Below are 12,327 nucleotides of genomic sequence, written 5' to 3'. Positions count from 1 at the left end.
ACCCATGGAAGAAATTGATATATATCTGGATACCGCAAAAGAAATGATGGAAGCAGCCATCAAACACACCAAGGATGAATTCTCAAAAATACGTGCCGGTAAAGCTATGCCCAGCATGCTGGACGGCATAGAGTTAGAATACTATGGCTCTATGACTCCATTGAATCAAGTCGCTGGTGTGACTACTCCTGATGCGCGGACAATCAGCGTGAAGCCATGGGAAAAGGCCATGCTGCAGGAAATTGAACGAGCAATTATTAATAGCAATCTTGGCTTCAACCCTCAGAATGATGGAGAACAAATTCGCATCAACATCCCTCCACTTACTGAGGAGCGTCGTTTGAATCTGATGAAACAAGTGAAAGCAGAAGCCGAGAAAGGAAAGGTTAGTATTAGAAATGCACGAAAAGAAACGAATGACTCATTAAAGAAGCTGGATGGTGTTTCTGAAGATTTGATTAAAAGTGCAGAGGATGAGGTTCAGGAGTTAACTGATACTTTCACTTCAAAAATCGACACATTGGTTGAGAGTAAAGAGAAGGATATCATGACTGTCTAAGTCATTGGAAGTATTTTTTGCTTTTAATTAAAGCTGCAACAGAATCTGGCACCAAATATTTTATAGATTTTTCTTCTTTTATTAATCTTCGGATTAGAGTAGCTGAAATATCAACCTCCGGGGCATCAATCATATGAACATTTTTATGCGAGGAGAGCTGTGATGGTTTCGAATTTGGTCTTGGATAGACGATCAAACCAAAATGCTCCAAGATCTTGTCATGATTTTTCCATTTAGGAAATGAAGCTAGGTTATCTTCCCCGATAATCAATCTGAATTTCTTCTCCTGATGTTTTTCTTGTAAAAGGGTGAGTGTATCTATAGTGTAGCTTGGACGAGGCATGTTAAATTCAATATCACTGGATCGGAATTGATAATCATCGCCGATTGCAGCATTGACCAAATCCAGTCGATCAAACTCGTGAAGTAGGTTCTTATTCTTTTTGAAAGGGTTTTGTGGACTAACTATAAACCATACTTCATCAACGCTCGTGGTTTCCTTTACCAGGTTAGCAATGATCATATGCCCCAAATGAATGGGATTGAACGAGCCAAAAAACAAACCTACATCCATCATTCTCGTCTTATAAATGATTTGACCAGACGCTCAGCTTCATTGATAGCCACATCAAGATTTTCATTGAGCACTGCCACATCAAAATGAACTTCTTCTTTCATTTCCTCGGATGCTTTATTTATCCTCTGCTCCAAGGCTTCTTCACTTTCCGTGTTTCTACTTTTCAGCCGCTCACGGAGTACATCCTCGCTTTTCACTTTCACAAAAATGGAAAGTGCTTTATCTCCAAAAATCTGCTTCAGCTTTTTTCCTCCTTTTACGTCCACATCAAAAATCACATGATTTCCTTCTGACCATATTCTTTCTACTTCACCTTTCAACGTGCCATAAAAGGTGTCAGTATACACCTCTTCCCATTCAAGTAGGTCGCCTGAGTCTTGTTTGGATTTAAATTCATCAACTGGGAGAAAATAATAATCTCGACCATCAATTTCGGTTGGTCGTTTCTTTCGTGTGGTGGCCGAAATAGAGAATCGGAGACCCGGAATTCTGTCGAGCAAGCTATGAACGATAGTTGTCTTACCTGCACCAGATGGGGCTGAAAATATGATGGCTTTTCCCTCCATCCGGCGAATTTAAACCCGAAAGATTCAGGGCACAATATAATTTGAGCTTACTGCAAAAGTTTAAGAAACTATCTTTCGCCTGATCTCATCAGCAAGAGCGTTAGGTACCTCCTTATTATTGAGCTTGGTTTTCAAAAGCTGCCTTATTTGTTTCTCTACGTTATAATGAGCGAAACAAACCATGCATTTTTCTATGTGCCCATAGAAAAATTCCTCCTGGTTAGGAGTTGCTTCATTATCCAACATGAGGTTCAATATCCTCAGGCACTTATCAAAATCACTGCAACCACAATCGGGACAATCGGACATTTCAAGAATGTTGTTTTTTGTATTATGTATGGAATGGTGAGTTGATAAAAATAGTTCCGGATCAATTGTATCCCATAGACAAAGCGTATGAACCTAGCTTTTCTCTCAGAAGATTTCTTGCCCGGTGCAATCTTGATCTCACTGTACCTATCGGGATATCTAAAATTTTGGCCATTTCTTCGTAGGTAAAACCTTCAAGATCACAAAGTATCACTACCGTTCTGAAATCAACAGCGAGTGAGTTCAGCGCATTGCTTATTTCATCGCCAATCATATCTTTTGTCGTCTCTAAACGCAGATCAATTGTCGCATTGCTTGGGGTATCTTCAGAATTATAGAATTGCTCTACTTCCTGATAGTCAACCTTAGCCGGTTGCTTACTTTTTTTTCTGTAATCATTGATGAAGCTGTTCTTTAGAATACGATAGAGCCATGCTTTAGCATTCGTTCCTTCCTGAAAAGAGTTGATAAAGCGATATGCTTTCATGTAGGTATCCTGAACCAAGTCTTTCGCATCATCCTCATCAAATGTTAGGCGATATGCGAAATTGTACATGGAGTCAATATGAGGCATAAATTCCCCGTCAAAGACTTGTACTTTCTTAGCTTCTGAATATGATCTTTTAACTGGTGTCTCAACTTGATTGGTCATTCTCTTCACATTTTGTGTGTATGTACATCAATATACGTGCCTTTTTTAGATTTGTTCTAAATAAGTTCATTCTTTACGTAAACTTCACATTTAGAACTTATTTCACCGTCGATTGTTCGCCTCCCGACAGTCTTACAAACACATATAAAATACGCCAAAAGCCTGCCAATCCCAAAAACCTGCCAATGAGGCAGTCTATTTGCAGATAAACAAAAAAAGGATTCTCCTTATTAGAAGAATCCTTTCATTTTGATAAAAATCGTTTTAGTATCTATAATATTCTGGCTTAAATGGCCCTTCAACCTCAACGCCAATGTATTCTGCCTGATCTTTGGTGAGCGAATCAAGTTCAACCCCAATCTTAGCCAGGTGGAGAGCTGCTACCTTCTCATCCAAATGTTTTGGAAGCATGTAAACCGCATTTTCATAATTTTCATGATTTTTCCAAAGCTCAATCTGAGCAAGCGTCTGGTTTGTAAATGAATTTGACATTACGAAAGATGGATGACCGGTTGCGCAACCTAGGTTCACCAATCTTCCTTCAGCCAATACAATAACATCATTTCCATTCACATTATATAGGTCTACCTGAGGCTTGATCTCAACATGAGAATCGCCGTGGTTTTTCTTCAACCATGCCATATCGATCTCATTATCGAAGTGACCAATGTTACAGACGATCGCCTTGTCTTTCATTTTTTCAAAGTGCTCACCTCTGATAATATCTTTATTACCTGTGGCTGTTACAATGATATCAGCTCGAGAAACTGCATCAGTCATTTTCTTCACTTCATATCCATCCATGGCGGCCTGTAGCGCACAAATTGGATCGATCTCTGTAACAATCACACGAACACCGGCTCCTCTCAAAGAAGCAGCCGAGCCCTTTCCTACATCACCATATCCAGCAACCACCGCCACTTTACCAGCAAGCATTACATCGGTTGCTCTTCTGATGGCATCCACCAAAGACTCTTTGCAACCATATTTGTTGTCAAATTTTGACTTGGTCACTGAATCATTCACATTGATTGCAGGCATTGGAAGAGTCCCTTTCTTCATTCGCTCATACAGTCTGTGAACGCCGGTAGTGGTTTCTTCAGAGAGACCTTTGATATCATTTACTAGTTCTGGATATTGATCCAACACCATGTTGGTTAGGTCTCCCCCGTCATCCAAAATCATATTCAATGGCTTGCCGTCTTTGAATGCGAATAACGTCTGCTCAATACACCAGTCAAACTCCTCATCATTCATCCCTTTCCATGCAAATACCGGAACGCCTGCTTTCGCGATAGCTGCGGCAGCATGATCCTGAGTAGAGAAAATGTTGCAAGAAGACCAGGTTACATCTGCTCCAAGCTCTACAAGTGTCTCAATCAAAACGGCCGTTTGGATCGTCATATGAAGACATCCGGCAATTCTGGCCCCTGCAAGCGGTTTCTCTTTTCCATACTCTTCACGAAGAGCCATCAAACCAGGCATCTCTGCCTCAGCAAGCTCAATTTCTTTTCTTCCCCAGTCGGCCAGGGCAATGTCTTTTACTTTGTACTTTTCTGTCGTAACGCTCATTTATCTAACTATTTCTTGTTTGATTCTTTTTTTGGGAGTGCAAAGATATAACCCTTATAGATCATAATAGTTCTGTGATGGAATTTACTATTATCCAACAAACTCAACTTCCTTTATCCCATAATAATGAAGGCTTCCATCATGGTTGATAGCCAATCTGCCATGTTGATCAATCCCTACGATCTCACCGTAGAACTCCAAATCTGCACGCCTGAAATTTCGTTTTTCTCCTCTCCACATCAGTAGTTGGTGATAGTGATCCAGAATAGTATCTCTATCCCCAGTCTTCAACTTCAAATACCATTTTTCAAGTTTGAGCAGAAAATGCTCCATTACATCGTTTAGACTGAAACTATTTCCTGTTTCTATCATCATTGATGTTGCTTTAGGTAAAGCGAACGCCTGCTGATTTACATTCAGTCCCACACCAACAATAGACGAGTCCAGCGTGCTGCCTCGCATGTTGTTTTCAATCAAAATCCCAGCTATTTTCCTGCCCTGAACATAAACGTCATTTGGCCACTTCAAAGTGAAATCGCTTGGGATAAATTCTTTGAGTACATCTATGATTGCCAACCCAGTGATCAGATTTAAATAAAACTGATTTTGAGGATCCAAAAAAACAGGTCGGAGAAGCACAGAAATTAACATGTTTTTTCCCGGTTCCGCTACCCATATATTGCCCCTCTGCCCCTTACCCTTTGTTTGGTCATGTGTGTACAATACCAGCCCCACAGGTTCTTTGGAGTTTTTGGCTAATGTTGCCAACTCATCATTAGTGGAGTGACATTGTGGCAGGAAAACCACTTTTTTACCTAAGAATAAGGGTTTGGCAAAGATTTTATGCAATAGAATTAATGTAAATTTGAGGCAAAATTAATTGTTAACTATTAGTGAATCAGCAAATAAGTAAAGACATCAGTTCAGAAGTATTGAGTGAGTGGGTTGTAGAAGGGATGTTGGATAAAAAAGCCCATGATGTTGTGGTAATGGATTTGAGAGATGTAAAGCATGCGGTTGCTGATTATTTTGTTATTTGCAGCGGAAACTCAGATACCCAAATAGACGCTATTTCAGATTCAATTGAAGAGCAAATACATAAACGCTCCAAGCAAAATCCATGGAAACGTGAAGGACAACAAAACAAAGAGTGGATATTATTGGATTATGTAGATGTAGTTGCTCATGTTTTTAATAAAGAAAAAAGAATTTTTTACGGATTAGAGGAGCTGTGGGGAGACGCGAAAATTACTCGCATCGAAGAGAACTAATAACAGATCACCTCGTTTAGCTAAACAGAAACTTACAGGAGGAAAAAAGAATGCCCGATAGAAAGAGAAAAGATGCACCAAAGCCAAGACCCGGATTTCAGGGGTGGCTTATAGGAGGATTGCTTGCGCTGGTAATTGGATTAACAATTTTTTCAAACGATAGTGGAGCGGTAACTACCACATTTCGATCATTTGAGAAGATGGTGCGATCCAATGATGTGCAAAAAGTGGTCTTAATAAAAAATCAAGATTTTATTGAAATTACGCTTAAGCCGGAGGCGCTGAGCAATACCAAATATAAAATTGAGCTAGAACAGAATAGAAGTATTCTTGATGGAGGCGGAGGCCCTCATTATATGGTTGAAATTGTCAGTTTAGAAAAGTTTGCAAGAGACTTTGAGGAACTGATGGAGGACATTCCGGAAGATCAGCGATTTGATTACGAGGTAACTGAAAGAGGAGATTATACCAATATCTTCTTCAATTGGGGTTTCCTGATCTTGTTGATTTTTGGGTTTTGGTTCCTGATGAGAAGAATGACCGGAGGCGGTGGGCCCGGTGGTCAAATTTTCAATATCGGAAAATCCAGAGCTTCATTGTTCGATGCGGAGAATAAAGTGAAGATTACATTTGCTGATGCTGCAGGATTGGAAGAAGCAAAGGAGGAAATCAGAGAAATTGTCGAATTCCTCAAAAACCCTGGTAAGTTCACTAAACTCGGTGGCAAAATTCCAAAAGGTGCTCTACTTGTAGGCCCTCCGGGAACTGGTAAAACCTTGCTAGCCAAAGCTGTTGCAGGCGAGGCAGCTGTGCCGTTTTTCACGCTTTCAGGGTCAGATTTCGTTGAAATGTTTGTAGGTGTTGGAGCCGCAAGAGTAAGAGATCTATTTAAGCAGGCGAAAGAAAAAGCCCCTTGTATTGTCTTTATTGATGAGATCGATGCGATTGGCCGATCTCGAGGTAGAGGCCAGATGCCAGGCTCAAACGATGAACGAGAAAATACGCTTAACTCTCTCCTTGTAGAGATGGATGGATTCTCAACAGATGCAGGAGTTATCATTTTGGCAGCTACAAATCGACCTGATGTATTGGATTCAGCACTACTTCGACCAGGAAGGTTTGATCGTCAGATCAGTATTGACAAGCCGGATATCGTCGGAAGAGAAGCTATTTTCAAGGTACACATCAAACCTATTCAGCTTTCAAAAGATGTAGATACCAGAAAACTAGCAGCACAAACGCCAGGGTTTGCGGGAGCTGAAATTGCAAATGTTTGTAATGAAGCTGCCCTCATCGCAGCTCGGAAGGATAAGAAAAAAGTCGACATGACTGACTTCCAGGATGCCATTGACAGGGTGATCGGAGGTTTAGAGAAGAAAAACAAGTTGATTTCTCCGGAAGAGAAAAAAATTGTTGCCTATCATGAGGCTGGCCATGCCGTAGCAGGATGGTTTCTGGAGCATGCCGATCCTTTGGTAAAAGTGAGTATCGTTCCTCGTGGAGTTGCGGCTCTGGGTTACGCTCAATATTTACCTAAAGAACAATTCCTTTACCAGACCGAGCAGCTGTTTGATGAGATGTGCATGGCCTTGGGAGGTCGTGCCGCAGAAGATATCATTTTCGGAAAAATCTCCACTGGGGCTTTAAGTGATCTGGAGCGAATCACCAAGCTTGCTTACAGCATTGTAACCGTTTATGGTATGAATGATAAAATCGGTAATGTTTCATTCTATGATTCAAAACAATCCGATTATAATTTCACTAAACCATACTCAGACGCTACAGCTGAATTGATTGACAAAGAAGTAAAGGCGCTAATCGATAAGGCTTACGCCCACACCAAGGAGTTATTACTTTCTAAGAAAAAAGAACTGGAAATACTGGCTAAAGAGCTATTAAAGCGTGAAATTATTTTCCAATCTGATCTTGAAGGTTTGATTGGTAAACGACCTTTTAAAACCCCGACAACTTATGATGCTTTCACCAATGGCGAAGCAGATGAGGAGGAAAAAGAGGACGCCAAGAAAAAAGATGATAAGCCGGAAGATCTGGACAAAGTGAAGAGCGATGTTAAAGAGGCGGTAGAAAAAGAAGAGTCTGCGGACAAAAGTGAGTAAACAATGAAGGTAAATCCGGAGCTGATCAGCTCTTATAAGGAGCTACCTTCAGGTAAGAGAATATACTTCGCAAGTGACTTTCACTTGGGTATGCCCAACAAAGAAGAAAGTCAAAAACGTGAAAGAAAAATAATCCAATGGTTGGAGCATGTGTCAAAAGATGCTTCAGCCATTTTTTTGTTGGGAGATGTATTTGATTTCTGGTTTGAATACTCGCATGTTATTCCCAAAGGTTTTATCAGATTTCAAGGCAAGCTGGCCGAATTGAAGGATCGAGGTGTAGCCATCCACTTGTTTGTTGGCAATCACGACCTTTGGATGAAAAACTACTTTTCTGAAGAACTTGATATTCCGGTATATCACAAACCCATTGTCTTGGAGATTGGTGATAAAAAACTATACCTCGGTCATGGCGATGGGCTTGGTCCCGGTGATCGATTTTTCAAAATCACCAAGAAAATATTTTCCAACCCTTTTTGTAAGTGGCTTTTTAAATGGGTTCACCCTGACATTGGTGTTGCATTAGCCAATTATTGGAGTAAAAAAAGCAGGGTAGCGCCAGAAAAAGAAAAATTTACCAGTGAGGAAAATGAACGTCTGCTGACTTACTGTAAGCAAATTCAAAAATCATCCCCACATCATTATTACGTATTCGGCCATCGACACCTTCCGCTGGAACTGCCTGTAGATGATAACTCCACATACTTTAATTTAGGAGAATGGATCACTCAGTGCAATTACCTTGAATTTGATGGTACCAACGCGACACTTAAGGTTTTTGAGGTTTAGTCTTCTGATTTTTTACCCATTTCTCTTACAGGCGCAGAGTTGGGAAAAGATCAAACAAGTGCAAATGGTAAAAACGCCTACCTCCTATTCAGTCGATTATCTAGGCGATTTTTACCTTGGGTTTTCAGATGGCGGATTAATCAAATATAATTCAGAGGGTGATTTGCTTGAGAATTTTTCACTATCCAACGCTTCCTCTATAACGCTCATTGATGTTCAGAATAACTTGAAACCCTTTCTGTTTTATTTTGATAATCAACAAATCACCATTCTTGATCGATTTTCTACTGTACCGAAAAACTACCCGCTAAGTGATTTGGGAATCCAACTCGGTATGATGGCATGTCCTGCACCAGACGGTGATTTCTGGATCGCCGAAAACAACCCCCAACGCTTAAAAAAGATTAACCCAACACGGAAAAACTTAATTCTCGAAGTTCAGGTCAGCATAGGGGATTCAATCCAAAGGATGCAAGCCTACCAAAACATCTTGTTTGTAGCTCACCGCAATGGCTTGCATACCTTTGACCAGTTTGGCGGCATACTTTACTCTATCGTTCTCGATAATCTATTGACAATGCAATTGATCCAAGGGAAATTATTTCTTTTCTCTTCTGACAAAATACTGCAAATCAATCCTGTTTCAGGACAACTCATAAATGATCGTAAAACACCAACATCTTCACTTGATGGTATACTGAAGATCGGAGATCGCTTCCTGATAATCAATGAAAGAACGCTTACTTTCTATAATTTAATAGAATAATTAGCTGATTATGCACGCTGGAAAAAACTTTGGATTACTTGAGGCCATCATCTGGACTCGCAGAGACATTTTCAAATTTATTTTTATTTCAAGTATTCCCACCGCCTTGTACGCGCTGTTGGATCTTAAATGGCTGAGTATTCCCTGGCTCCCACTTGCTTTGATAGGTACAGCCGTAGCATTTATTGTAGGCTTTAAAAATAATGCCACTTACGATCGCATGTGGGAGGCTCGAAAAATATGGGGTTCGATTATTAATAACAGTCGAACATGGGGGATTATGGTTAAGGATTTCATTACTAATATTCATGCAAGTAAAAAATTATCAGAAAACGACTTGCAGTCCATCCATAAAAGGATCATCTATCGTCATCTGGGATGGCTCACTGCACTCAGGCATCAACTCAGGCAGCCCAAAGCCTGGGAATACATGGATAATAGTTACAACAAAGAATATAAGCGTTACTTCAAAGTTCCTGAAGAGGAGATCAGCATGGAAGATGAACTGAAGAAATACCTTTCTCCGGCTGAACTCAAATACATACTCAGTAAGAAAAACAAAGCCACTCAAATCATCACCAAGCAATCAGAAGATCTAAGATTTTTACTAGAGGAAGGATACATAGAAGATTTCCGACACATGGAAATGGAGAACATGCTCAAAGCGTTTTATGACGATCAGGGAAAGAGTGAACGGATTAAAAATTTTCCATATCCACGACAATTTGCTACGCTCAATCTCTACTTTGTCTGGCTATTTGTCATTCTTCTTCCTTTCGGAATGCTAACCGAGTTTGACAAACTAGGCGATCACTTTGTTTGGCTAACCATTCCCTTCTCTACGCTGGTTTCATGGGTGTTTAAAACCATGGAACGCATTGGAGAATCGACAGAAAATCCCTTTCAAGGAGGGGCGAATGATGTGCCGATTACCAATATATCTCAAGTGATAGAGGTGGATTTGAGAGAAATGTTGGATGAGAAAGATTTACCGGAAGTTACACCTCCGGTAAATAATATTCTGATGTAATTATTTACCTCGATATAAGTCAAGGATTCGCTTTCTCAGCACAATCGTATACTTCGCATTGATCAGTTGAGCCTCGGCTCTGTTCTTGTTATTCAAGCTTTCGAGGTACGAGTAGAAGTCGGTATTTCCTGTTTCAAAACGCTTCTTAATAAATTCGAATGTTTGATTTAGCGCTTCGTAGTTTTCTTGCGCTGTTTTAAAAGAAGTCTGTGCAGAAACTAAATCGAGGTAATCGCGCTGAGCGGCATTTGTAACATCTAGTATAGCTTGTTCATTTTGAAGCCTGGCATTGAGCATAGCTACTTTAGAATTATCAATGCTATTCTGTATTTGGTACCTATTAAATATTGGGATACTTATGGTTGCTTGAGCAAAGTTTGTAGTGTTGTTTTGAAGCTGATTTATATACTCTACATCTGATGTTGATGCGTAGTTTCTTTGATGTTGTCCGAAAACTGAGAGAGATGGATATCTGGAGCTTTTAGTCTGCTTTAACTGGGCTTGAGCTGCAATTTTACTTTCATTCGCACTTTTAAGACGAAATGAGTTTTCCAAAATCTCATCCATCACTATATCATAAGAGTCATATTCTATTAATATTTCAACATCATCAACCTCTAAAGGAGCAATCTGAACCCCGCTGTAATTTTCTATTTGAATAGATTGGAGCAAGGCCAATAAATCCGATTGATATTGATTTTTAAGGTTTACATTATTTAACCTTTCATTAGCTACCTGAGACTGAAAGTTATAGACTGTTTCAAGATTACCAACTCCTACTGACACTCGCTTTTTTTCCCGTTCAAGCTGTTCTTCAAGAAACTCAAGTCGTTGATCTGATATTCTTACATTTTCTGTATCTACCAATACATTGAGATAATTTCGTAATACCGTAGCTTTAATTGTGATCTTGCTATCCTCCAATAGATACCTAGACGACTCATACTCATGTCTTCTACGATTCAGCAAGTGATGATTCGCAAAAGCATTGAAAAGTATAACGTTAGAGGTAATACTGGGGCTAGATCGTTTACTTGTTGAGTTCACAACCTGGCCCGAGTTATTAATTGCCGAACCATCAATAATCTGATAATTATAACTTGCGTTAAGATTTGGCAGAAAATTAAAATATGCCTGACGTTTGTTAGAAAGAGCACCAAACAAGTTATTTTGGTTTTGTTTGATAGTTAGATTTCTATTGCTAGCCATATCTATACACTCCTGCAGTGTCAGCACTCTCACAGAATCTTGGGCCGTAACAGCAACTCCTAATAATAATATGATTCCGAAAATAAATTTTCGCATGGTATAAAAGGTCATTTCAGGTTTTCACGAATCACAGTGCACCCACCTACCCAAAACCGGATAGGTGGGGAACTGATCTGTGTAAGTATGAAGAGAATTACACTAAAGCTTCTTTTGCATTGATGTTTTCAGATACGATCTGGCCATCAAATAAGTGTACTACTCGGTGAGCGTATTCTGCATCCACCGGAGAGTGAGTCACCATGATTACTGTAGTCCCAGCTTCATTCAGCTCAGTAAGTAGGTTCATCACTTCTTGTCCGTTTGCAGAGTCCAGGTTACCAGTCGGCTCATCCGCAAGGATTAGCTTCGGCTTAGCCACAACCGCTCTGGAAATAGCCACACGTTGTTGCTGACCGCCAGAAAGTTGCTGAGGGAAGTGATTTCTTCTGTGCATAATTTTCATATGCTCCATTACCTCTTCCACTCTTTTCTTTCTCTCAGACGCAGAGTACTTCAAATAGATCAATGGTAGTTCAATGTTTTCAAAAACAGTGAGCTCATCGATCAGATTAAAGCTCTGAAATACGAATCCAATGTTCGCTTTTCTCAGGTCAGCTCGCTGACGCTCCTTATATCCGGAAATTTCCAGATCAGTAAAATGAAACTCCCCTTCTGATGGGTTGTCCAATAGTCCTATTATATTGAGTAGTGTCGACTTACCACAACCTGATGGTCCCATGATGGCTACAAATTCGCCTTCTTTGATCGTCAGATTCACTCCTGCAAGAGCTGTCGTCTCGATCTCATCCGTGTAGTAAAATTTCTTTAAATCTTTCGTTTTAATTAAAGCTTTAGCGTTTTCCATGATTTA

13 protein-coding genes are annotated in these 12,327 nt (G+C 40.0%); 6 read left to right on the top strand and 7 right to left on the bottom strand.

Features of this window, described 5'->3' with window-relative positions; genetic code table 11:
• Positions 1–4: 4 nt before the first annotated feature.
• A complete protein-coding gene (gene frr / locus ACP14Y_RS12910) occupies positions 5–559 on the top strand; it encodes a ribosome recycling factor (protein WP_424963372.1) in 555 nt (184 codons plus the stop codon).
• 1 nt (position 560) lies between these two features.
• Here the strand turns inward: frr and nadD are convergent, their stop codons facing one another.
• The 5 genes from nadD to ACP14Y_RS12885 all read right to left on the bottom strand — a co-directional run bounded on the left by nadD (position 561) and on the right by ACP14Y_RS12885 (position 5,084).
• On the bottom strand, positions 561–1,133 hold the full coding sequence (nadD, locus tag ACP14Y_RS12905; RefSeq protein WP_424964438.1) for a nicotinate (nicotinamide) nucleotide adenylyltransferase: 573 nt from the start codon (positions 1,131–1,133) through the stop codon (positions 561–563).
• Positions 1,133–1,702: a guanylate kinase gene (gene gmk / locus ACP14Y_RS12900; protein WP_424963371.1), complete on the bottom strand. Its 570-nt coding sequence runs from the start codon at positions 1,700–1,702 to the stop codon at positions 1,133–1,135. Before gmk ends, nadD begins: the two co-directional genes overlap by 1 nt.
• A gap of 370 nt (positions 1,703–2,072) precedes the next feature.
• Positions 2,073–2,663, bottom strand: coding sequence for a sigma-70 family RNA polymerase sigma factor (locus tag ACP14Y_RS12895; RefSeq protein ID WP_350207688.1), 591 nt, complete (start codon positions 2,661–2,663; stop codon positions 2,073–2,075).
• A 264-nt stretch (positions 2,664–2,927) separates the two neighbouring features.
• The gene (ahcY, locus tag ACP14Y_RS12890) at positions 2,928–4,235 is read right to left on the bottom strand and encodes an adenosylhomocysteinase (RefSeq protein ID WP_424963370.1); all 1,308 of its coding nucleotides are present in this window, start codon (positions 4,233–4,235) and stop codon (positions 2,928–2,930) included.
• Positions 4,236–4,325: 90 nt separating this feature from the next.
• Positions 4,326–5,084: a biotin--[acetyl-CoA-carboxylase] ligase gene (locus ACP14Y_RS12885; protein WP_424963369.1), complete on the bottom strand. Its 759-nt coding sequence runs from the start codon at positions 5,082–5,084 to the stop codon at positions 4,326–4,328.
• Positions 5,085–5,128: 44 nt separating this feature from the next.
• Here ACP14Y_RS12885 and rsfS point away from each other — a divergent pair, with 44 nt between their 5' ends.
• From rsfS to ACP14Y_RS12860, 5 genes are all read left to right on the top strand, one after another.
• Positions 5,129–5,506, top strand: coding sequence for a ribosome silencing factor (gene rsfS, locus ACP14Y_RS12880; RefSeq protein ID WP_424963368.1), 378 nt, complete (start codon positions 5,129–5,131; stop codon positions 5,504–5,506).
• Between the two features lie 50 nt (positions 5,507–5,556).
• Positions 5,557–7,623, top strand: a complete 2,067-nt coding sequence (ftsH, locus tag ACP14Y_RS12875; RefSeq protein WP_424963367.1) for an ATP-dependent zinc metalloprotease FtsH — start codon at positions 5,557–5,559, stop codon at positions 7,621–7,623.
• 3 nt (positions 7,624–7,626) lie between these two features.
• Positions 7,627–8,412: a UDP-2,3-diacylglucosamine diphosphatase gene (locus ACP14Y_RS12870; protein ID WP_424963366.1), complete on the top strand. Its 786-nt coding sequence runs from the start codon at positions 7,627–7,629 to the stop codon at positions 8,410–8,412.
• Positions 8,413–8,476: 64 nt separating this feature from the next.
• Positions 8,477–9,178, top strand: coding sequence for a hypothetical protein (locus ACP14Y_RS12865; RefSeq protein ID WP_424963365.1), 702 nt, complete (start codon positions 8,477–8,479; stop codon positions 9,176–9,178).
• A gap of 10 nt (positions 9,179–9,188) precedes the next feature.
• A complete protein-coding gene (locus ACP14Y_RS12860; RefSeq protein ID WP_424963364.1) occupies positions 9,189–10,208 on the top strand; it encodes a bestrophin family protein in 1,020 nt (339 codons plus the stop codon).
• On the opposite strand, the gene ACP14Y_RS12855 is transcribed toward ACP14Y_RS12860, so the two are convergent.
• A complete protein-coding gene (locus ACP14Y_RS12855; protein ID WP_424963363.1) occupies positions 10,209–11,513 on the bottom strand; it encodes a TolC family protein in 1,305 nt (434 codons plus the stop codon).
• Positions 11,514–11,610: 97 nt separating this feature from the next.
• Positions 11,611–12,321 (bottom strand): ABC transporter ATP-binding protein, encoded by a 711-nt coding sequence (locus ACP14Y_RS12850; protein ID WP_349564748.1) that lies wholly within the window; start codon positions 12,319–12,321, stop codon positions 11,611–11,613.
• Positions 12,322–12,327 lie beyond the last annotated feature (6 nt).

This window comes from Ekhidna sp. (genome assembly GCF_965247405.1).
Lineage (GTDB): Bacteria > Bacteroidota > Bacteroidia > Cytophagales > Cyclobacteriaceae > Ekhidna.
The sequence above is the reverse complement of the archived record's forward strand: the minus strand, read 5'-3'. Positions and strand labels throughout refer to the sequence as shown.